A 22,789-nucleotide genomic window follows, 5' to 3' on the forward strand; every position below is an offset into this window, starting at 1 on the left:
CCTGTCTGAAAAGCTATTTCCGGCCGCCGAAATGGATGCGCGGGTCAACCCATGAATAAGAAATGTCGGTAAGCAGCTTGGCCAGCAGCCCCATGAGGGTAAACACGTAGAGCGTGCCCATTACTACCGGATAATCGCGCTTCATCACGGATTCGTAGGAAAGCAGGCCGAGGCCGTCGAGTGAAAACAGGGTTTCAATCAGCAGGCTGCCGGTGAAAAACGCGCCGATAAATGCGGCGGGAAAGCCGGTTACCAGCGGAATCATGGCATTGCGGAAGATATGTTTGGTGAGAATGTGTTTTTCAGACAGGCCTTTGGCGCGTGCGGTGTAAACGTATTGGCGGCGGATCTCTTCGAGAAACACGTTTTTGGTCAACACGGTAACCACGGCCAGATTGCCTGCCACCGAAGCGGTTATCGGCAGCGTGATATGCCAGAGGTAATCTTTGATTTTGCCCGCCGTGCTGAGTTCGTCCCAATTGCTACCGGTTAGGCCACCTTGCGGAAACCAGGCGAAAAAGCTGCCGCCACCAAACAGCACCAGCAGCACCAAGCCCAACACAAAAGCGGGCACTGTGTAGCCCACCAGAATCACGATGCCGCTCAAAGCATCAAAGCGCGTGCCGTCTTTTACCGCGCGCATAATGCCTAAGGGCACGGATATCAGATAGGTAAGAAAAAAAGTCCACAGCCCTAAGCTCATGGAAACAGGCAGTTTTTCTTTTACCAGCTCCAACACGGTTTGATGGTGGAAAAAGCTTTCGCCCAAATCAAAGCGGGCAAACTTCGCCACCATTTCACCAAAACGCTGCAAAGGCGGTTTGTCGAAACCGTAAAGCGCATTGAGCTTTGCCATGTCTTCCGCATTGAGGCGGTTGCCGCTTCGGTTAATACCCACGCCGCTGCCCTGCGCCGCTTCGCTAATCATGCCCGCACCAGTCAGCCGGTCAACCATTTGGTCAACCGGGCCGCCGGGCACAAATTGGATAATGGCGAAAGTAATCGCCAGAATCCCTAAAAGCGTGGGAACCAGCAGCAGCAAACGCTGAATGATGTATCGGAGCATGCAACCAATCCTTTTTAAGCAAATGCCTGTCTGAAAACACCATCGGGCTTTTTTCAGACAGGCATTTGCTTATTTATTGAGCAAAATCAGCTCGACCAACACGTTTTTAAACAAGAATCCGATCACACCCAAGCCCAATACCAAAAAGAGCATAAACATGCCGAATTTACCCGCATTGGATTTTTTACCCAAATCCCACACGATAAAACCCAAAAAGCCCACCAACACGGTCAGGCCGATTCTCAAAGACCAAGTTGCGAATTCCGCTTCAGTCATTATCTTTATCCTTTCTTGATTCCAGCTGCCTCACGCAACGTAACCGGACGGGCGCAATACCAGCCGCAGGCACATTTTACCAGCATCAACATGGTCATAACAGCCAGCGCCATATTCCACGATTGTGTTTTATCAAACAACCAGCCCGCACCCACCGGCCCGGTTGCCGCCAGCAGATAGCCGACTGTTTGCGCCATACCCGAAAGCATGGCCGCTTCCGCCGCCGAATCAGTGCGCTGCACAAATAAAAGCAAACACAAAGTAAACGTGCCCGCCACACCCGCGCCGAGGCAGAACACCCATAAAGCCGTTGCATAAGGCAGCAGCCAAAGCCCCGCCATGCCGATTAAGCTCAAAAATGTTACCGAAAGCACCAGCAGGCGCTGATTGCGCATCTTCATGGAAAACGTGGTAACACAGAAAATCGCCGGCAAGGCCGCCATCTGCATCAGCATTGCATAATAGCCGGCTTCATCCGCGCTCACGCCCCGGTCGGCGAGAATAGTGGGCAGCCAAGCGGAAAACGTGTAATACAGCAGCGATTGCATGCCCATTAAAATGCTGATTGCCCAAGCAAGCTTATTGCGCCACACCGACACTACCAGCTCCTGCTCCGCCACGCCCGCCACCGGCCGATGCCCTTGTTTCACACGCAAAACCAGCCACACCGCCAAAGCCAGCATTACCGGCAACACCCACATATTCAAAGACATCTGCCAGCCCACACGCTGCGCCACCGGCACGGCAACAGCAGCAGATAAAGCCGCCGTAAGGCTCATAGTCACGCTATAAAGCGCGGTAAAACGCCCCACATGCGAAGGCAGGCTGCGTTTAATCACGCCGGAAACCAGCACATTGCCCATCGCAATACCCACCGATAAAATCAACGTACCCGCCAGCATCAGCATTGGCGACATGCCCGCCGTACGCAATAAAATCCCCGCAACCAAAGCCAACAGCGCGCCGATCAACACTTCTTCAAAGCCGAAACGCCGCGCCAGCGGAGCGGCAAACGGCGAGCAAAAAGCAAACACCAACACAGGCACGGTGCCGATAATGCCCATCAGAGTGCTGCCGCTGCCCATGTCTGCCTGAATCATTTTCACTAGCGGCCCCATCGACACAATAGGCGTGCGCAGGCAGCAGGCTATCAGGAAAATAGCGGCGATGGTGAGCAAGGTGTATTTTTTGGCAGCAGACATGATTGAGGCTTTCAGACAGGCATATATTGATTAATCAAGCGTGTTTGGATGTTTTCAGACAGGCATATTTGAAATGCCTGTCTGAAAACAACATTACGACAATGCTTGTTTCAAATCATTAATCAAATCATCAGGATGCTCCAACCCCACCGACAAACGCACCAAGCCTTCGCCAATACCGGCTTCACGCTTTTCTTCGGGTGCCATTTTGCCGTGTGTGGTTGTCCACGGATGGCAGATGGTGGAGCGCACATCACCCAAGTTTGCCGTTCTGGAAAAGATTTTCGCAGAATCAATCACTTTCCATGCAGTTTCTGCGTCTTTAACCTCAAAGCCAATCACTATCCCGCCAGAAGCCTGCTGTTTCTTAACCAGCTCGGCTTGCGGATGATCGGCAAAACCGGCGTAATACACTTTTTCCACCTGCGGCTGCGCCCGAAGCCAATCGGCAATCTGCGCGGCATTGCGGCTCTGCTCGTTCATCCTCACGGTCAGCGTTTCCAAGCCGCTGAGCAACACCCAAGCATGAAACGGCGACATCGAAATGCCGGCGGCATTCATATAAACCTGAACCTGCTTCATTAATTCAGCCTTACCAACCACCACACCGCCTTGTACCCTGCCCTGGCCGTCGATGCCTTTGGTGGCCGATTCCACCGACAAATCAACGCCGAAGCGCAGCGGCTGCTGCAAAGCTGGCGTACACAAACTGTTGTCCACCACCAAAAGCGCGCCTGCGTCATGCGCCACTTTGGCCAAAGCTTCCAAATCAGCCACTTCACCCAACGGGTTGGAAGGCGTTTCTAAAAACAGGATTTTGGTGTTCGGTTTCAGCGCCGCCTGCCATTCGGCTACATCCGTAGGCGAAACCAGCGTTACCTCGATACCGAAGCGCGTAACATGGTTCATGATAAAACCCATGGTGGTGCCGAACAGGCTGCGGCTGGCAATCATATGGTCGCCCACATTGAGAAAGGTTAACAAAGCAGCCTGAATCGCAGCCATACCCGTAGCCATCGAAACCGCTTGTTCTCCCCCTTCAAGACAAGCCATCCGCTTATTGAACGCACTTACGGTCGGGTTGGCTGTGCGGCTATATGTATAACCGCTTTGCCGGCCTGAAAACAAAGCTTCGGCAGTAGCAGCATCCTGCCACATAAAACTGCTGGTAAGAAATAGGGCTTGGTTGTGTTCGTTAAATTCGGTTTGCTCTTTAGCGCCCCGTATTGCCAGAGTTTGGGGGTGAAGCTCACTCATGCTTGATTTCCTTTATTCTTGCTTCTTGTGGTTTGAACGGAGCAACGATTTTGCGCTTATTTTCAGGCGATTTCAAGGCGCTTAATGAAATATGCGTACGGATGTGTAAATGCGCGGAAGAAGGCATATGTACGGCTGGTCCCGTTCAACAACAAAATGCCTGTCTGAAAACGTTTTCAGACAGGCATTGCCGGTTAAACAGATTTAAAATATTTGGTTAAGCATTATTCATCCGTATCCGAGCTGATGTCTACGCGTACGTTGTGGTCAATCAAGCTCGGTTGAACAAAAGCCGCCGAGCCGGTAGATTCACCTTCAGACAGGCGTTTTAGATAAGCTTCGTCGATATCGCCGGTCGGATAGCAGCCGCTAAAGCAAGAGTCTTCAAAACCTTCTATTTCCGGGTTTAACTCACGCACCAAATTTTCCAATTCCCCCAATTCTTGAAACACACAGGCATCCGCGCCGATTTCCCGCGCGATTTCTTCGGCGGATCGGCCATTGGCAATCAGCTCCTCGCGGGTCGGCATGTCGATTCCGTAAACATTAGGGTAGCGCACCTCAGGCGCTGCCGAAGCAAAATAAACTTTACGCGCTCCGGCATCGCGCACCATCTCAACAATCTCCCTGCTGGTGGTGCCGCGCACAATGGAATCATCAACCAATAAAACATTTTTACCTTCAAACTCGGAAGCCATAGGGCTAAGCTTCTGACGCACGGATTTTTTGCGGGTAGCCTGCCCGGGCATAATAAATGTACGGCCGATATAACGGTTTTTAATCAAACCTTCACGATAAGGTTTGCCTAAATGATGCGCCAGCTCCATTGCACTGGGGCGGCTGGTATCAGGAATCGGCATTACCACATCAATATCATCTACCGACAAATGCTGCTTCACTTTTTCCGCCAAAGCCACACCCATTTTGACCCGCGACTGATAAACCGACACACCGTCAATCACCGAATCCGGACGGGCAAAATAAACGTATTCAAACAAACAAGGGGAAAGTTTGGTATTTTCAGCGCACTGGCGCGAATAAAACTGGCCGTCAAACGTGATAAACACAGCTTCGCCCGGCGCAATATCACGCTCCAAGTCAAAAGCCAGGCAGTTAAACGCAACCGATTCCGAAGCCACCGCATAAGCCGTTTTACCTGTTTGCTCATCAATTTGCGCGCCCAAAACCAAAGGGCGGATGCCATTAGGATCACGAAACGCCACCAAACCATAGCCTGCAATCAGTGCAACCACGCCATAGGCGCCCCGCACACAGCGATGAAGTTGGGAAACGGCATTAAAAATATTATCCACGCTCAATTGAGCATCATTAGAAGCAGTTATCTCGCGGCGCAGCTCGTGGGCAAATACATTGAGCAACACTTCCGAATCAGAACGCGTGTTGATATGGCGCAGATGCCTGTTACACACATTTTCATAAAGCTCGTCGGTATTGGTCAGGTTGCCGTTGTGCGCCAAAACAATGCCGAAAGGCGAGCTTACGTAAAAAGGCTGCGCTTCGGCACCGCTGCCCGCACTGCCGGCAGTAGGATAACGCACGTGCGCAATACCCGCATTGCCGCGCAAATCACGCATATTGCGGGTCCGGAACACATCCCGCACCATGCCTTTGCCTTTGTGCATGTGAAACATATTGCCTTGAACCGTGACAATGCCCGCTGCGTCCTGCCCCCTGTGCTGCAACATTTGCAAACCGTCATACAGCGACTGGTTCACAGGTTCATTCGCCACCAACCCAAACACACCACACATCTTGTTTATATCTCCAAAACAATTAAATCATCGGATTTTTCAATTTTTCCGTCATATAGTCTGAAAGCGCCGGCAACGCGGTGGAGGCCAGCGTTTCAAAATAAGGCGCGCTGACGGAGCTTCGCCAATCATTGGTTTTAGGCAAATCGGTAAACGAGCACACCAGCACCACAAAGGTAATAATCAACACCCCTTTTAACGCGCCGAATACCCCGCCCAGTAAGCGGTTCACGCTGCCTAAACCCAGCGATCCTGCCATCGAAGTCAGCAAAGAACGCAGCAAATACATCACCAACCACGCCGCAGCAAATACCAAAATAAAACCAACCGCCACGCTTAATGCATGGGGTTGGATTGATGTGAGAAATGCTTCGGCAAAATCCTGACCGAACATACGTGCGGCGATAAACGACACTATCCAAGTCATCAAAGCCGCAATTTCGGCGATTACGCCGCGCATCATCGAAATAATAATACATATAAAGACCACGAGGGCGGCAAGAATATCAAAAGTGGCCATAACAATACTATTTACCCTGACTAACCACAGAACCGTTTACACCTTTGCTTCTCAACCGGTTCAAAGCATTGTCTGCGGCTTCCTTGTTAGGGAAAGAACCACTGCGCACGCGGTAAACCGTACCTTTACTGGTTTCTACTTTACTGATAGAAGCACTCATACCGGATTGGCGCAAAGTTTGCAGCGTTTTCTTGGCTGCCTCTTCGTCACGGAATGCGCCCGCCTGAATTACCGCCCTGCCAGAATCTTTTTTAGTTTCTGCGTCTTTCTTTTGCTGGCCAGCTTTTTTGGCATCTTCGGCTTTTTTCGCTTCCGCTGCTTTTTTGGCTTCTGTTTCTTTTTTCTGCTGGGCGGCTTTGCGCTCTTCCGCCGCTTTCTTCGCTTCGGCTTCTTTCTTCAACTGAGCGGCTTTTTTCTCATCCGCTGCTTTTTTGGCTTCCGCTTCTTTTTTCTGCTGGGCGGCTTTGCGCTCTTCCGCCGCTTTCTTCGCTTCAGCCTCTTTCTTCAACTGGGCGGCCTTTTTCTCATCCGCTGCTTTTTTAGCTTCCGCTTCTTTTTTCTGCTGGGCGGCTTTGCGCTCTTCCGCCGCTTTCTTCGCTTCGGCCTCTTTCTTCAACTGGGCGGCCTTTTTCTCATCCGCTGCTTTTTTGGCTTCCGCTTCTTTTTTCTGCTGGGCGGCTTTGCGTTCTTCCGCCGCTTTCTTCGCTTCGGCCTCTTTCTTCAACTGGGCGGTCTTTTTCTCATCAGCCGCTTTTCTGGCTTGCTCGGATTTTCTCTCTGTTTCTGCTTTTTTAGCATCAGCCTCTTTTTTCAGCTGGGCAGCCTTCTTCTCTTCCGCAGCTTTACGCTCACGCTCTTTAACAACCGCTTCTTTGTTGGTATTTTTAATAGTCACTATTGGAATCGGTGCGAACTCTTCCGGCTTGGGATCCATTTTTTCAGCCGGAGCTGCTTTTTGGGTTACGGTTCGGGAATGGCCGTCTTCATCCGAAACTTCTACACTTTCCTGATTTTCAGCCAGCTCATAAATCCGGTTATCTTTGGATTTAGGCTTAACATCTTGTGTTTCTTCTTTGGGAGGGGGATTGGTGTCGTCCGGGCTGAGGAACACTACGCGCTGCTTATTGTTCTCCGCAGCTGCAGTTTTTTCTGCCTTTTCTGATTTTACTGCTTTTCGTTCGGCTTCCTCTTCTGCTTTCTTAGTGTCGGCTTCTTCGGATATTTCGTCTTTTTTATGCTCGGATTGGGTAACTTGAGTAGCTTTTTTGGATGCTGTAACAACAGGGGCTGAAGCGGCGGCTTGCTCTGCCTCATCTTTGCCAGAGGTTTTGGCAAATATCAAACCCACCACAACCACCATAGCCGACGCACCGGCTAACCGGCGACGGTTTCTGCGCTTGAGATTTTCGTATTCTTCCAATGATTCCAAGTGCTTAGGCAGCATTGTTTAATCCTATATGTGTACTATAGTGTTCCCATAACTTCGGCAACAGTGTGGAATGAGCCGAATACAACAATTCTATCATTTTCCGAAGCTGCCGCAAAAGCTGCATCATAGGCTTTTGCTATATTTTCAAACTGTTTTACATTGCTTATGTCGTGGGCAGCCAGTTTTTCAGCTATCTGCTCCAACGTCATGCCGCGAGGCAGATGCAGCGGGGCGATATGCCATTCGTCAAACTGGTCTTTTAGAATTTCCAAAACCGAATCAATGTCTTTGTCGTTCAACATGCTGAACACGGCAGTGCGGTTTTGTGCAAACGGCAAGGCCATCAAGCCTTGGCGCAGCGCGCGGGCTGCGTGGGGATTATGGCCTACATCCAAAACCGTCAGCGGCCTGCCGGGTAAAACTTGGAAACGGCCGGGGTTGTGCACCATCAATAAGCCGCGTTTGACGGCGCCTATGTCTATCGGCAATTGATGGTTGAGGCACTCGATAACGGTCAGCGCACAGGCCGCGTTATTGATTTGATATGCACCGCGCAATGCGGGAATCGGCAGAGCGTTTCGGTTGCGTGTATGCCTGTCTGAAAACTGCGGATCAGGCCGCGGGTGAAAACGGTATGACCATTGCTGGTTTTCCAGCTTGGTATAGCTGAAATCTTCGCCGATCAACAATAAATCCGCGCCTATGGCTTCAGCGTGTTTTTTCAGCGTTTCTGGCGGCGGGTTCTGACCGCAGATGGCGGGTTTTCCACTGCGGAACACGCCGGCTTTTTCATAAGCAACTTGCTCTATGGTGTCGCCGAGGAAAGATTGGTGGTCTAAATCAATGCTGGTTACCACGGATACGTCGGCGTCAAATATGTTCACGGCATCCAAACGGCCGCCCAGCCCGACTTCCAATATCATCACATCTACTTGGTTTCGCATGAAAATATCTACTGCGGCCAGCGTGTTGAATTCGAAATAAGTTAGGGAAATATCGCCCCGCGCTGCTTCGATGCGCTCGAATGCGGCCACGATTTCTTCATCTGAAACAGGCTGTGTGTTGACACAAATGCGCTCGTTGAATTTCAACAGATGCGGGCTGGTTAGCGTGCCGGTTTTGAAGCCGGCCTCTTTATATATTTGCGATAAAAATGCGCAAACCGAGCCTTTGCCGTTGGTGCCCGCTACCACGATTACCGGGCACTGCGGATTCAGGCGCATGGTGTTTTTCACTTCTCCCACGCGCGATAGACCCATATAAATCAAACCCGCGCTGTGGGCGGTTTCTAAATGGGAGAGCCAGTCGTTCAGATTTTTTTTCATGGTTTTGATGATATTGGCTGAATGCCTGTCTGAAAACTTGTTCAGACAGGCATAGGTGGATTAATGTTACTCTTCTTTGCTTCTGCCGAATTTCGCCCACACAATCAGGCGGCGGTAGCTTTCGGCATCGGTCATATCGGGTAGCACGGTGTGCGAAATGCGTTTACCCTCAAGCTGCCATTGCAAAAAACAAGCTCTTCTGTGTATCAAACTGCTTTCAGACAGGCTTGCATGGCGCAACACGGCATCCGATTGCGAAAGCGAGGCGCGGCCCGAAGTATCGATATGGATGGCAGACACACTGTGTTTGCCCTTCATGCTTTGCAGCCACCATGCCCAAACCGAGCTTGCTCCCAATGCCGCCACACCCAGCCAACGCATCCAGCCGTAAAATGCGGTAAAACATAACACAAAAGCATAAACATGCAATGCCGCTGCCAGCAGCATGCCGCGTTTCGACGGCTTGAGCTTAACTTGAAACGCCTGCATCAGGCTTACATCATATTGTCGAACACGGGGCTGACGCTGATGTGCGAATCATCCATGTCCAGCACCATATCGTGGATTTCCACTTCGAAAAACTCCCAAAAAGCTTGCAGGCTCATGTCTTGGGGCCATTTGCTTTTTTCAATGTCCCAGCCGGAAATTTCGGCTTCAAAAATTTCCTGATAACGCTCATCGAAATAAGAAACCACTGCCTCCGGTTCGTCAAACTGCGGCACCAGATAAACCGAACAGTTGGTGCGGATTTGCGCCAAGGTCAAGTCGGGCATATCTTGATCGGAAGATTTCAGCCAGCTTAGAAATTTTTCAGTAGGCTTCAGCACTACGGCCGTTCGGTCAACAAAATACATGCTTGGTTATCCTTTGGATTCGGTTTTAGCGAAGCAGGATTGTACTTCAAACTATGCCTGTCTGAAAGTATGCGTCGGCAGTTATGACTGCCCCGCAATGCCTGTCTGAAAAAAAACACCATCCGCAATTTAGCGGATGGTGTTTCATTCAATAAGCCTGATTAATGATCCGAAGCATCGGCAGCGCCGATACCCGTCATCGAACGCACATATTGGGCTTCAAAACCTTCTTTGTCTTTTTGCGCCTGCTCGGATTTATCCATCAGCGACACCAGCCAGCCCACAATAAACGCCGCCGGAATACTGAAAAGCGCAGGATTGGCATACGGGAAAATCGCCGATTCATTGTGCAACACACTCACCCACACAGTCGGCCCCAACACAATCAGCACCAAAGCCAAAATCAAGCCGGTAAAGCCGCCGGCTACCGCGCCTTTAGTGGTTAAGCCTTTCCAGAACATAGAAAGCATCAACACCGGGAAGTTGGCCGATGCAGCAATGGCAAACGCCAAGCCCACCATAAACGCCACGTTTTGTTTCTCAAACATCACACCGAACAAAATCGCCAATACGCCCAGCGTGAGCGTTGTCATCTTAGAAACGCGCATTTCCTCTTCTTGCGTAGCTTTGCCTTTACGGACAACCGAGGCGTAAATATCATGGCTCACCGCAGAAGCGCCGGATAAAGCCAAACCGGCCACCACCGCCAGAATCGTGGCAAATGCCACCGCAGAAATAAAGCCCAAGAACAAATTACCGCCCAATGCTTCGGCAAGGTGGATCGCCGCCATATTCGTGCCGCCCACCATCTCATACACTGTTTTGCCTTCTTTCAAAATGGCGGTAAAGAAATGCGGATTTTCTTTAGACACAAAAATAATCGCACCGAAGCCGATGATGAAAGTCAGCAAATAGAAATAGCCGATAAAGCCTGTGGCCACAAACACGGATTTACGTGCTTCCTTCGCATCAGGCACGGTGAAAAAGCGCATCAGAATGTGCGGCAAGCCGGCCGTACCAAACATCAACGCCAAGCCGAGCGAAAGCGCATCAACCGGGTTTTTCACCAAACCGCCCGGGCCTAAAATATCCGTACCTTTTTCATGAATAGCAGTAGCCTGTTGGAACATGGTTTCAAAGCTGAAACCGGCGTGCTTCAAAATCATAAACGACATAAACGTCGCACCGGAAAGCAGCAACACCGCCTTGATGATCTGCACCCATGTCGTGGCCAGCATACCGCCGAACAACACATAGCAAACCATCAATACGCCCACCAAAATCACGGCATAAATATAATCCATGCCAAAGAGAAGCTGAATCAGCTTACCTGCACCCACCATTTGGGCAATCAGATAAAAGATCACCACCAGAATCGAGCCGGAAGCAGCAAACAAACGTACCGGCGTTTGTGCCAAACGGTAAGCGGCCACATCGGAAAAGGTAAACTTACCCAGATTACGCAACCGCTCGGCTACCAGAAACAGCACAATTGGCCAGCCCACCAAAAAGCCGGTCGAATAAATCAAGCCGTCATAGCCGCTGGTAAACACCATTGCAGAAATACCGAGAAACGAAGCTGCCGACATATAGTCGCCCGCGATCGCCAAGCCGTTTTTAAAGCCGGAAATACCGCCGCCTGCAGTGTAATAATCCTTTGTAGATTTATTCTGCATCGACGCCCAAACCGTGATGCCCAATGTTAAACCCACAAAAATCAAAAACATTACAATCGCCGGGATATTCAAAGGCTGCTTTTGCACTTCTCCCGAAATCGCATCAGCAAATGCACCCGAACAAGCCAGCAACGATAAAGCTGCAAACCAAAAAGTTTTGCCTGAAAAATTCATGCTTTATCCTCCATAACGCTGTCAATTACCTGCTTAGTCATTTTTTCAAACTTACCGTTGGCAATCGTCACATAAATCCCTGTGGTGACAAATGAAAACACAATCACAAAGATACCGACATAAATGCCCCAAGTGGTAATACCATCTGCAGACACGGGGGTTTTAAGCAGGTCAGGACTACTGCCTATCACCCATATATAAGCCAGATACATAAAGAGGATGACTGCCGAAAACCCCCAGCCGAGCAAAGCTTTTTGCCGGGCCATTTTTTGAAATTCAGGATCATCCAACACCCTGCGTGCAGTTTGTTTGTCCATCTTAATTTTCTCCTTCTACCCTTTAAAATTACCCATAACAGACAAACCGTATCGTCAATATATGCCAAACTACTTCTTAGCAAACAAACTTATTTTTGACACAATATACAGCAAAGCCGTAGCAGGAATAAGTTCATTTGCCATAACTTCCCATACAAAACGACGAGCTTATCCATCACCTAAGATATTAAAATTCCATAACCATACTTCAAAGATAAGCTTATGCTGTATTTTGTTTTCTGATGCCATCCATCCGTTTTTTTTATGAACTAACAATAATTTTCTGTTTTTAAAACAATTTCCAAATTTATCTCCAATCAGTTAATATATTAAAAAAATAATGTACATAATAAAAAATGGCCGGAATACACCATATTTTTGCCGACCTAATTCTGCTGAAATTGAGAAATACCGATATGGACATCAACCATTTAAAATCATTTGTAGCAGTTGCCTACCACTGCAACCTTACCCAAGCCGCTGAGCGTTTGTTTCTTTCACAACCTGCCGTATCCGCCCAGATTAAAGCCATCGAAACTTATTTGGGCACGCCTTTATTCAACCGCACCAGCAACGGCATGAGCCTAACCCGCGCCGGCGAGATTTTCCTGCCGGAAGCCGAATCCCTTCTACAACACAAACACCGGCTTGATAACTTTGCCAAAACACTGGCCGAGCATTACACGCAAGATGCACAAATCGGCCTGATACATCCCATCAGCAGCAAACGCGTATCCAAATTAACCCGCCTGCTAAACGATTCGGCACCCGATATCCAGCTACACATCCAATACGGCATGAGCGGTGAAATTCTGGAGCGCATATTGTCCAAACAGCTGCACGGCGGTTTCTTTCTCGGCCCGGTCAACACCCGCAGCGTGCGCAGCATCTTTTTGGAAAACATTCAATATTCACTCATTTGCCCTACGGCAGAGGTAGAAAATATCCGCAACAACCTACCCAAAAACCTTGAAAACTATATCTGGATCGAAATGTCGGGCGTATCTGCCAGCAACAAACACTTGCAACAATTCTGGCGCGCCAACCGCCTTTCGCCCAAGCGGCAGATTATCTGCGACTATCCCCAAACCATAGTCGACTTAGTGAGCGACGGCATCGGCGTGGCGATGGTGCCCAGCCACAAAGCACAGGATGCAATCAACGCCGGCAAACCGGTTAGCGTGATTGAAGAATTCCGCCAAACCTTACCGCTCAATTTCATTTATCTGGACGAATACGAGCACGACCCTGCCCTTGTCTTGATCAAACAGAGTGTAGAAAACGTGTGGCAGCTAAAAAACCAACCCGAGGGCACATAAGCCGTTTCAAACAAATCGGCTAAACCCTCCGCAACACGCCCATCTGCGGTGCATTTCCAAACAATGTCCGGCAAAACCTTGAACATCATCTGCGACTGACAATTCCGCCAAGTGATCGGGCCGGCTTGATTGATGATTAAGTTCTCCCGTCATATCTGCTAAAATAGCGCAACTTTGTTTTTCAGACAGGCATAGGATTTCAATCAAACACAATGCCTGTCTGAAAGCATTCAATTATCCCAACCCGCATCCTTAAAGAAAGCTTATGGCTTATCAAGTTCTTGCCCGAAAATGGCGCCCCAAAACCTTTGCCGATTTAGTCGGCCAAGAGCACGTTGTCAAAGCTCTGCAAAATGCGCTCGACAAAGGCCGTCTGCATCATGCTTATCTTTTAACCGGCACTCGCGGCGTCGGTAAAACCACAATTGCACGCATCCTAGCCAAAAGCCTGAACTGTGAAAACCCGAGCAACGGCGAACCTTGCGGACAATGCCAAAGCTGTACACAAATCGATTCCGGCCGTTTTGTCGACTTATTAGAAATCGACGCTGCATCCAACACCGGCATCGACAATATCCGCGAAGTGCTCGAAAACGCCCAATACGCGCCCACTTCCGGCAAATACAAAGTCTATATCATCGATGAAGTGCACATGCTTTCCAAATCGGCATTCAACGCCATGCTCAAAACATTGGAAGAGCCGCCCGAGCATGTAAAATTCATCCTCGCCACCACAGACCCGCATAAAGTGCCGGTAACCGTATTGAGCCGGTGCCTGCAATTCGTGTTGCGTAATATGACCCCGCAACAAGTCGCCGACCATCTTGCCCATGTTCTGCGAGCCGAAAATATTCCTGCCGAACCTGCTGCACTTCAACTATTAGGCCGCGCCGCCGCAGGCTCCATGCGCGACGCTTTGAGCCTGCTTGATCAAGCCATCGCCATGGGCTCGGGCAAAGTAAGCGAAGAAGACGTGCGCCATATGATAGGCGCGGTTGACAAACGCTATCTTTACGAACTGCTACAAAGCATTGCCGAGCAAAACGGAGCCGCCTTACTGCAAAAAGCGCAAGAAATGGCCGCACGCGCCATCGGATTCGACAGCGCATTGAACGAGTTGGCCGTGCTGCTGCAACGCATCGCCCTCTTCAAAACCGTACCCTCCGCTATCAGTCAAGACGACCCCGAACGGGACACCTTGCAAATATTAGCCGAGCATTTAGGTGACGAACAAATCCAGCTTTATTACCAATGCGCCATTCACGGCAAACGCGATCTCAGCCTGGCGCCGGATGAATACGCAGGCTTCGTAATGACCTTGTTGCGCATGCTCGCTTTCTCCCCGCTCGCCGCCGCAGGCCAACCAACCAACGGCCAAATCAGCGGCACCGAGCTACACACGCCCTCTACCGAAAAGGAAACCGGCGCAAAAAAGCCTATAGCCCTACCTGATCATTCCGGTCAGCCCGAAGCAGCCGAACCTTCCGATGTACAAGTTATCGAAGAAGCGACGCCTGAAAACAAACCGGCTATTGCTCCCGAAGCAGAGCAGGTAGAACCACCACCTTTTATTGAACCCATTATAGAAGCTCCTGTTTTTGCAGAAGCTGTACCGGCGGATACCATTTTTGAACATGCCGTGGCCGTTACCGCCACGCAGGCCGAAGAATACAGCCCGCCGTGGGAAGAAACACCGTCGGAACACGAAATATCCGCCACCCAACCCTACCCGGATTACCCGATCGATTACCCTCCCCCCTTCGACGATGAGGAAGCCAACCTGCTTCCATTGCCAGAATCCGAACACATAACGTATGGCAGCAATGAAGAAGAGGATGGCGTAGAAACGGATGCAGAAGAAACATTTGCGCCCATGCCCGAATTTACGGCAGACAATTGGGCACAAATTTCATTCCGCCTTTCCCGCAAACTCGGCGCAGCACAAATGCTCACAAACCATGCGGCATGGGTTGATTTCGACACGGAAAACAAAGTATTGACACTTTCGCTTACCGCCAACGCTGCCAAAGAAGCCAAAAGCAAAGGCTTTTTTGACAAAATCCGAAACGCACTGGCCGAAGCCTACGACATGCCCGACCTCAAGCTGCAAACCTGCGCCTGGGAAGAAAACCGCAACTGGGAAACGCCCGCCATGCGGAAAAACCGGCTCCAAATTGAGGGCCGCCAACGCGCACAACAGCTCCTTGAAAGCGACCCGGCATGTCAAAAACTAATGAATTTGCTCGATTGCCATGAGTGGAAAGCCGATACGATAGAGTTGGCTGAAAATATCGAAGAATAAAATATGCCTGTCTGAAAACCTATCGGCCATCAAGTTTCATAACCGTTGGAATAGACGAATATAGTTTAACTGTCAAACACTAACAAATTGTTTAACAAGCATAATTGTTGTTTTCAACTCATTTTTCTACAAACCGGATTCGGCCTTGTTTTTATCTGATACAGGCACAATACGGAATGTAAACAACCGTTTTTATATTTTACCCATAGGAGTACCTATTAATGTTTGGAAAAGCAGGTCTGGGCGGTTTGATGCAGCAAGCCCAAAAAATGCAAGACAATATGAAAAAAGCCCAAGCCAAACTGGCTGTTACCGAAGTCAGCGGCGAAGCAGGCAACGGTTTGGTCAAAGTGGTCATGACATGTAACCACGTTGTAAAAAGCATCGACATCAGCCCGGACTTAATCGCCGAAGCTGCCGATGATAAAGAAATGCTGGAAGATTTGGTTTTGGCTGCTGTTAATGCAGCAGGCGATCAGGCCGAAGAATTAACCAGCAAAACCATGGGAGCATTCACTCAAGGCTTGCCGCCCGGTTTTGGTGATTTCTTCAAATAAACCTTTACAAACACTCAACAATGCCTGTCTGAAAACAATTTTTTCAGACAGGCATTTCGATCATTTATACCCCGATCACAATAATCAAGATAAGCCCCAAACTAAAAAGCCCATCACTATCAATGTGAAGGGCTTTTAAAGCTGGCAACTAAGATGCCTGTCTGAAAAATTAACGTCCGGGCACGGTACCCATACGCTGTTTCAGCGATGTTTGCGGCTCGTTGAACATTGTTGCGTAATAAGTCGCATTGGTCATCACTTTTTTCACATAGTCACGGGTTTCATTAAACGGAATGGTTTCCGCGTAAATTGCACCTTCCAAAGGAGTAGCTGCCTGCCAGTTGCGTGCACGAGCCGGGCCGGCATTATAACCGGCCGTTGCCATCACTTCATTATTCTGCAAACGGCGTTTTGCATCGGCCATATACCAGGTACCCATACGGATATTGCCATCCATAGTATATAACTGGCTGCTGTCCATACCGATTTTGCCGGCAATCTCCCGCGCCGTTGCCGGCATTACCTGCATCAAACCTTGAGCACCGACGCTGGATTGCGCGCCCAGCATAAACCGGCTTTCTTGACGGATAAGGCCGTATACCCAAGCCGGATCAATACCTACCTGATTCGCATAACGCACGGTAATATCTTTAAACGGCGAGATATAGCGGAGCGTGTAATTCAACTTCTGATTGGTGCTGTCTGCCGTATTCACAGCCATTTCATAGAAACCCTTGTCAAAAGCAAGTTGCGCGGCGGCTAATAAAGTATCTTCATTAAAACCTCGGATGGCAAAACGCCACTCTGCCTGAGCCTGACGGCGCATTTTCCAATCGCCCGACGTTTGGCTGGCTTGGAAAAGGTTCAATGCACGGTCAATGGCACCATCTTGCGCCAGTTTTTTCACGTCTTTTTTCGAAGCCTCTGACACATTATTTTTGGTACTTACACGCTGACCAAGCTCCTCCATCGACATCACCGCATAGAAATTACGGCCTGATTGGGCAGCCTGGGTGTATAAGCTTTTCGCACGACCACTGTTGCCTTGGGCAGCCAAACTGCGTGCCAGCCAATATTGCCAATCCGGTTTCTTTTTCAAGTGCTCAGGCATACTTTCGATGATGTTGGCTAAGTCGCTCCAGCGGGAAAAACGCAAAGCCGAACGGGCATACCATTCGAACTGATCATCCGACAATTGTTTTTTATCGGCGCGGTTATAATAGTTCAACGCAGTAGAAAAATTCTGCTTTTTAGCCTCGGCATAGCCCAGCACGCCCCAAGCAAAGCCGCTCTGTTCGCGGGTAAGCATGCCATCCAAACCGCTCAAACGACTTGCCGCCGAACCGTTTTTCAGGGCAGAAGGGCTAATCACATTGACCAACAATTTTTCTTGTGCGCCCTGCCCTTCAAAGCCATCCAACGGGCTACCCAGCGCAGCGGTCAGATTGCGTGCATCTGTGATTTGGTTGTTGCTGATCAATCCTCTTACGCGGCGCCAGACAGTTTGCGTATCCAGCTGACCGCGCCTCGCAGATTCTTCTACCAACAAGGTACAGCCCGTCGCTTGCCTACCCAGCTCGCCAGCGATTTTCTTAGCCAGCTCGCTTCTTTTTCCCTGCATCAACTCATTGTATTCGGCGTAGCAGGATACTTCCTGCGCACGACCCGCTTTATCCAACTTGGCAAATTGCTGCTGAAACTGCGCCCACTGGCCGCGCTTGCCCAAACTTTTCAGCCACTCATTACGAACATTCTCAGCCATCGCACTATTATCTGCGCGGCTCAGAAACTGCGAAGGCAATACATCATTGTCAAGCTTGATGGCATCCAATACGCTTTGATACATCTGATAGTCAGATAAAATTTTACTAGGCGATTCAGTGGCTCTGACAGTTGGCAAATGTACGCCGCCGGGTGCGGCATCAGCACCACGCTTTACCGGCTCTACATGCTGCTCACGGGACGAACAAGAAGCTAAAGCCGTAACGGCAACCGCCGCCATCGTAAGCTTGAAAATACGGTTTTGCATCATCTCAAGATATTCTTCTGTTAAATAATATTATTCAGATTCAGCTGGCAAGCCGAGCCAATAGCCCTGCTTCAACAGCCTGTATTGTGGAGATTTGATCTTTTTAAAAATCAGACTTGAAATTCTAAGCGATTTAAGCAAACAGCTCATGCAATAAACAAATCTTTACAATTTAAAATCTGAGTGTGTGTCAATAATTGGAAATACAGTCTATCATTAATCTTTCAAGTGAAGCGGTAAACCGCAAACAATATATAGCAAATAAACTTATTTTTGCTACGGCGTTGTTGCCTTGTATTAATGTGTTGATTGACTATGAAAATTGCCAAGAACAATCTCCACCTACACTTTGAAATAAAACAATGCCTGTCTGAAAACATGTTCAGACAGGCATATGTAAACCTTAATTGGAACTTAGGCAAACACAGCAAGTTTTTCCGCTTCAAGCCTTATGCCCACACGGCTACCCACATCTAAGTTACATTCTGCGGAGGTTTCCGCCAGCATGGTTTCACCACTTTCCAATTTCAACGTGAGAATCAGGCAACGGCCTTGAAAATCCTGTTCTATTACTTCAGCCTCAGCCCCACCTTCAACACCCACCAACACATTCTGCGGTCGCACAAACACTTGAACCATGCTGCCTTCAACACTATTTTCCGGCATCAACGGCAATATGCCCGCTGCCGTTTTCACTGCGCCCCGTTCAATCGTACCACCCAATAAAGCACCCTTGCCGGTGAAGCATGCCACCTCGGCGTCTACCGGATTGCGGTAAAGATTACGCGGCGTATCCCACTGTTTCAATCGGCCCTCTGCCATAATGCCGATCTTGTCTGCCATGGCGAATGCTTCGTGCCTGTCGTGCGTAACCATCAGCGCGCTGGTGTTTTCCTGCTTGAGCAGGCATCGCACCTCTTTGGAAAGACGCATACGCAAAGTAGAATCAAGATTGGAAAACGGCTCATCCAGCAAAATCAACTCAGGTTTAGGCGCCAATGCGCGCGCCAGAGCCACCCTTTGCTGCTGGCCGCCGGAGAGCTGGTGCGGATAACGGCTGCCATATTCCGGCATCCCGATAAGTTCCAGTAAGCTTTCAATTCTTTTTTTGCGCTCGACGGTGGGCTGTTTGGCAATACCAAATGCAATATTATCTTTCACGCTGAGGTGTGGAAACAAAGCATAATCCTGAAACACCATGCCCACTTTGCGCAGATGCGGCGGCATAAAAGAATGCCTGTCTGAAAGTATGCGCCCGCTGAGCGTGATGGTGCCCGAATCAGGCTGCTCAAAGCCGGCCACGGATCTGAGCGCCGTGGTTTTACCACAGCCTGAATGCCCGAGCAGGCAGGCAATTTCACCTTCTTGCAGCGCAAAACCAAAATCTTGCAGCACGGGTTTGCTGTCGAATGAAAGATTAAGTTGCGATACTTCCAGAATCATGATTTTTGCTCCGTGCGTGAAAACAGAATCACCGGCACCAATCCGGTCAATACAATCAGTAAAGCCGGCAATGCGGCATTGGCAAACTGCCCTTCAATTGTGAACGCATAAACACGCACAGCCAGCGTATCCAAGTCGTAAGGGCGGGTCATCAGCGTAATCGGCATTTCTTTCATCATATCGACAAAAGCCATCAACATGCCCGTGCCTAATGCACCCTTAAGCAGCGGCAGATAAATCCGTCGCAATACACCCGCGCCATTATAGCCTAAAGACCGTGCTGCCTCTGCTTGCGAAGGGCTGATGCGCTCCAAGCCGGCCTCTACCGAAGCAAAAGCCACAGCCAAAAAACGGATCACATAAGCCGCCAGCATCACCGCCAAAGTGCCTTTCAATATCCCGGTAACTTCTTCCGGCAGCTTCAGCCAGTCGATCAATACATTATCCAGCCACGCCACCGGCACAAACACGCCAACCGCCAAAACCGTACCCGGAATGGCATAACCCAAAGTAGCCGCGCGTGCGGAAAACGCGGCAAAGCGGCTTTTATCTACCCGCTTAGACAGTGCCAACAGCAAAGCCACCGCAGCAGCCAGTAAGGCGGCCGCCATACTTGCCGCAAACGAATGCCAAGCATTTTTCCATAGCGAAGTATTGAAGCCGTCGTTAAATGTTTCATAAGCCCAAATCAAAAGTTGCACCACCGGAATCAAGAAAGCGAACGTCAGAAGCAAGGTGCAATAGGCGAAAGCCAACCAACCTGAGAAAGCCGGAAGTTTTCGGAGCTTGCGGTGCTGCATCCGACCCGATTGGCTGTAACGCCGTCCGCCCCGACTCAACTGCTCCAACACCAGCAATACAAAAACTGCCGTAAACAGCAGTGCGGCCAGCTGCTTGGCCGTTTCCAAAGAATAAAAATCAAACCACGCCTGATAAATGGCCGTGGTAAACGTGTCATAGTTGAACACGGAAACCGTGCCGAAATCGGACAACACTTCCATCAATACCAAAACCGTACCACCTGCAATCCAAGGCCGTGCCATCGGCAAAGCCACACGAAAAAAAGAACGTGTAGGTGAAAGCCCTAGCGAAGCGCCTGCTTCCAGCGCACGCTGCCCCATGCTGCTGAACGCATTGCGTGCCAACAAATAAACATAAGGATAAAACGTGAGGCTCATCACAACGGCCAAGCCGAAACCATTGCGGATTTCAGGCAGGCCTTGTTCGAAGCCCTTATTCTCCCGCAACCAGGTGCTGATCGGGCCGGTATAGTCAAATAATCCCAACTGAGTAAACGCCAATACATAAGCCGGCATCGCCAGCGGAAGCATCATGGCCCAAAAAAAGAAACGCCGCATCGGAAAATCATACATAGCTGTTAACCATGCACTGGAAGTACCCAACACAGCCGTACCCAAGCCCACACCCAGTACCAGCCAAATAGTATTTTTAACCAACAAAGGCAATTGGAATTCGAGCAAAAATGTCCAAATTTCAGCATCAAACGTGCCGAAAGAAGCAATAATCACCCCCAACGGCACAGCAATCGAACAAACACACAGCAGCAGCCAAAAACGCGGCAGCAATAACTTACGAAAAGCGGGCTTCATAACCATCCATTGCACACACATAAACAAGCAAACGGTTAAAACCGGTGCCTGAATCTACCAAACCGACACAACAATGTCATAAAACAACTTATTAAATAGCAAATAACCCGATAAACGTATCAGTTATCGGGTAAAAACCATATAAAACGCGTCATTATCATAAATTTAATAAGATGATGCAATAAAATACATTTAGTTCAATTAAAAACGATAATTTATATTGTTTGCAAAAAGCACTTAACCTATAATGTAAAGCGTTTGCAAGTTGGTTTTTTAAAACCATCCCCCTCGTGTCTAATCAACACAATTTCAATTTATTAAACAGAGGAATCAAAACATGATGAAAAAAGCGATTGCCCTTGCAGCTGCCGCAATCATTGCCACCCCCTTATACGCGTCAGAGTTGGTAGTTTACTCTTCACGCGCCGACAACCTGCTCAAACCGATTGCTGAAGCTTATCAAAAGAAAACCGGCACAACCGTTAAGCTGGTTAACGATAAAGCCGGTCCGCTGATGGCCAAGCTGAAAGCCGAAGGCAGCAATACCCCTGCCGACGTATTCATCACCGTTGACGGCGGCAACTTATGGCAAGCCACCCAAATGGGATTGCTGCGCCCCATCAACTCGGCAACATTAAAAGCCAATATTCCTGCCCACCTGCGCGACCCGAAAAACCAATGGTACGGCTTGTCTGTCCGCGCACGCACCATTTTCTATAACACACAAAAAGTTAAACCTTCCGAGCTCTCTACTTACGCCGACTTGGCCGATGCCAAATGGAAAGGCCGCCTATGCTTGCGCACTTCCGATAATGTGTACAACCAATCGCTTGTAGGCACAATGATTGCCAATCAAGGCGCACAAAAAACCACACAAATCGTAAAAGGTTGGGTAAGCAATTTGGCTGCCGAACCTTTCGCCAACGACACCGCCATGCTTGAAGCCATCGGCGCAGGCCGCTGCGACGTGGGCATTGCCAACACTTACTACTACGGCCGTTTGATGGACAAACAGCCCAACCTGCCGATCGGCATTTTCTTTGCTGACCAACAAGGTAAAGGCACACACGTTAACGTATCCGGCGCAGGCGTAGTAAAACACAGCAAAAAAGCAGCCGAAGCACAAAAATTCATCGAATGGCTCAGCAGCAGCGAAGCTCAAAACCTATTCGCCGACCTGAACCACGAATATCCGGCTAATCCTAAAGTTAATCCTGATCCTAAAGTAGCCAAATGGGGCAAATTCAAACAAGACGTGATTAACGTATCCGTTGCCGGCAGTAACCAGAAAAAAGCTGTGATGCTGATGAAACAAGCAGGTTATAAATAACTATAAGGGCTTATAAAAAGAGACAATGCCTGTCTGAAACCTTTTTTCAGACAGGCATTGTCTTATTCGGAAGTTAAGAATTTAAGAAATATGAAAAGAGTAGCCTTTACGAGATGTATATCAAACCCACCCAAAAGCAGTACGCTCGTCATGCTCAGCCAAGCCTAAGTACGACGATAAGTGGTTGGAATGGTTAAGAATGCCTGAGACCTTTGCAAAATAACTCTTTACCTAACAGTTGATGCCCAAACACCGGATTTCGGCTGTTTTCTATTCCAATATTCCCTTTATTCTCCTCAGATACCCGATTATCGGGTATCTGAGCTGCCTT

19 protein-coding genes are annotated in these 22,789 nt (G+C 49.2%); 4 read left to right on the forward strand and 15 right to left on the reverse strand.

Features of this window, described 5'->3' with window-relative positions; all coding sequences use genetic code 11:
* Positions 1 to 13: 13 nt before the first annotated feature.
* From AKG09_RS10690 to AKG09_RS10745, 12 genes are all read right to left on the reverse strand, one after another.
* Positions 14 to 1,066: an ABC transporter permease subunit gene (locus AKG09_RS10690; RefSeq protein ID WP_054619432.1), complete on the reverse strand. Its 1,053-nt coding sequence runs from the start codon at positions 1,064 to 1,066 to the stop codon at positions 14 to 16.
* Positions 1,067 to 1,135: 69 nt separating this feature from the next.
* Positions 1,136 to 1,342, reverse strand: coding sequence for a DUF2788 domain-containing protein (locus AKG09_RS10695; protein WP_197272148.1), 207 nt, complete (start codon positions 1,340 to 1,342; stop codon positions 1,136 to 1,138).
* Between the two features lie 5 nt (positions 1,343 to 1,347).
* Entirely contained in the window at positions 1,348 to 2,544 is a 1,197-nt protein-coding gene (locus AKG09_RS10700; protein ID WP_054619434.1) for an MFS transporter, read from the reverse strand.
* A 93-nt stretch (positions 2,545 to 2,637) separates the two neighbouring features.
* Complete coding sequence (gene metZ, locus AKG09_RS10705) at positions 2,638 to 3,801, reverse strand: O-succinylhomoserine sulfhydrylase (protein ID WP_054619435.1); 1,164 nt, start codon at positions 3,799 to 3,801, stop codon at positions 2,638 to 2,640.
* Positions 3,802 to 4,025: 224 nt separating this feature from the next.
* Positions 4,026 to 5,573: an amidophosphoribosyltransferase gene (gene purF / locus AKG09_RS10710; RefSeq protein WP_054619436.1), complete on the reverse strand. Its 1,548-nt coding sequence runs from the start codon at positions 5,571 to 5,573 to the stop codon at positions 4,026 to 4,028.
* 22 nt (positions 5,574 to 5,595) lie between these two features.
* A complete protein-coding gene (locus AKG09_RS10715; RefSeq protein WP_054619437.1) occupies positions 5,596 to 6,093 on the reverse strand; it encodes a CvpA family protein in 498 nt (165 codons plus the stop codon).
* Positions 6,094 to 6,100: 7 nt separating this feature from the next.
* Positions 6,101 to 7,537, reverse strand: a complete 1,437-nt coding sequence (locus AKG09_RS10720) for an SPOR domain-containing protein (protein WP_054619438.1) — start codon at positions 7,535 to 7,537, stop codon at positions 6,101 to 6,103.
* Positions 7,538 to 7,557: 20 nt separating this feature from the next.
* The gene (folC, locus tag AKG09_RS10725) at positions 7,558 to 8,847 is read right to left on the reverse strand and encodes a bifunctional tetrahydrofolate synthase/dihydrofolate synthase (RefSeq protein ID WP_054619439.1); all 1,290 of its coding nucleotides are present in this window, start codon (positions 8,845 to 8,847) and stop codon (positions 7,558 to 7,560) included.
* Between the two features lie 66 nt (positions 8,848 to 8,913).
* Complete coding sequence (locus tag AKG09_RS10730) at positions 8,914 to 9,336, reverse strand: protein YgfX (protein ID WP_054619440.1); 423 nt, start codon at positions 9,334 to 9,336, stop codon at positions 8,914 to 8,916.
* A gap of 5 nt (positions 9,337 to 9,341) precedes the next feature.
* Positions 9,342 to 9,701 (reverse strand): hypothetical protein, encoded by a 360-nt coding sequence (locus AKG09_RS10735; protein ID WP_054619441.1) that lies wholly within the window; start codon positions 9,699 to 9,701, stop codon positions 9,342 to 9,344.
* Positions 9,702 to 9,862: 161 nt separating this feature from the next.
* On the reverse strand, positions 9,863 to 11,551 hold the full coding sequence (locus AKG09_RS10740) for a cation acetate symporter (protein WP_054619442.1): 1,689 nt from the start codon (positions 11,549 to 11,551) through the stop codon (positions 9,863 to 9,865).
* Positions 11,548 to 11,868 (reverse strand): DUF485 domain-containing protein, encoded by a 321-nt coding sequence (locus AKG09_RS10745; protein ID WP_054619443.1) that lies wholly within the window; start codon positions 11,866 to 11,868, stop codon positions 11,548 to 11,550. The genes AKG09_RS10740 and AKG09_RS10745 overlap by 4 nt, the downstream gene beginning before the upstream one ends.
* A gap of 416 nt (positions 11,869 to 12,284) precedes the next feature.
* Between AKG09_RS10745 and AKG09_RS10750 the strand changes: the two genes are divergently transcribed.
* The 3 genes from AKG09_RS10750 (at position 12,285) to AKG09_RS10760 (ending at position 16,046) form a co-directional block, all read left to right on the forward strand.
* Complete coding sequence (locus AKG09_RS10750; protein ID WP_054619449.1) at positions 12,285 to 13,187, forward strand: LysR family transcriptional regulator; 903 nt, start codon at positions 12,285 to 12,287, stop codon at positions 13,185 to 13,187.
* A 265-nt stretch (positions 13,188 to 13,452) separates the two neighbouring features.
* On the forward strand, positions 13,453 to 15,489 hold the full coding sequence (gene dnaX, locus AKG09_RS10755) for a DNA polymerase III subunit gamma/tau (protein WP_054619444.1): 2,037 nt from the start codon (positions 13,453 to 13,455) through the stop codon (positions 15,487 to 15,489).
* A gap of 221 nt (positions 15,490 to 15,710) precedes the next feature.
* Positions 15,711 to 16,046, forward strand: coding sequence for a YbaB/EbfC family nucleoid-associated protein (locus AKG09_RS10760; protein ID WP_054619445.1), 336 nt, complete (start codon positions 15,711 to 15,713; stop codon positions 16,044 to 16,046).
* 169 nt (positions 16,047 to 16,215) lie between these two features.
* Here AKG09_RS10760 and AKG09_RS10765 read toward each other — a convergent pair whose 3' ends face one another.
* The 3 genes from AKG09_RS10765 to AKG09_RS10775 form a co-directional block, all read right to left on the reverse strand.
* Complete coding sequence (locus AKG09_RS10765) at positions 16,216 to 18,078, reverse strand: lytic transglycosylase domain-containing protein (RefSeq protein WP_054619446.1); 1,863 nt, start codon at positions 18,076 to 18,078, stop codon at positions 16,216 to 16,218.
* Positions 18,079 to 18,489: 411 nt separating this feature from the next.
* Positions 18,490 to 19,518 carry an ABC transporter ATP-binding protein gene (locus tag AKG09_RS10770; protein ID WP_082392000.1) on the reverse strand — a complete coding sequence of 343 codons (1,029 nt, stop codon included), beginning with the start codon at positions 19,516 to 19,518 and terminating at the stop codon, positions 18,490 to 18,492.
* Positions 19,515 to 21,134, reverse strand: a complete 1,620-nt coding sequence (locus AKG09_RS10775; RefSeq protein ID WP_197272149.1) for an iron ABC transporter permease — start codon at positions 21,132 to 21,134, stop codon at positions 19,515 to 19,517. The genes AKG09_RS10770 and AKG09_RS10775 overlap by 4 nt, the downstream gene beginning before the upstream one ends.
* Before the next feature lie 331 nt (positions 21,135 to 21,465).
* Here AKG09_RS10775 and AKG09_RS10780 point away from each other — a divergent pair, with 331 nt between their 5' ends.
* Positions 21,466 to 22,458, forward strand: coding sequence for an extracellular solute-binding protein (locus AKG09_RS10780; protein WP_082392003.1), 993 nt, complete (start codon positions 21,466 to 21,468; stop codon positions 22,456 to 22,458).
* Positions 22,459 to 22,789: the final 331 nt, after the last annotated feature.

The sequence above is a fragment of the Neisseria sp. 83E34 genome, from assembly GCF_001308015.1.
Lineage (GTDB): Bacteria > Pseudomonadota > Gammaproteobacteria > Burkholderiales > Neisseriaceae > Neisseria.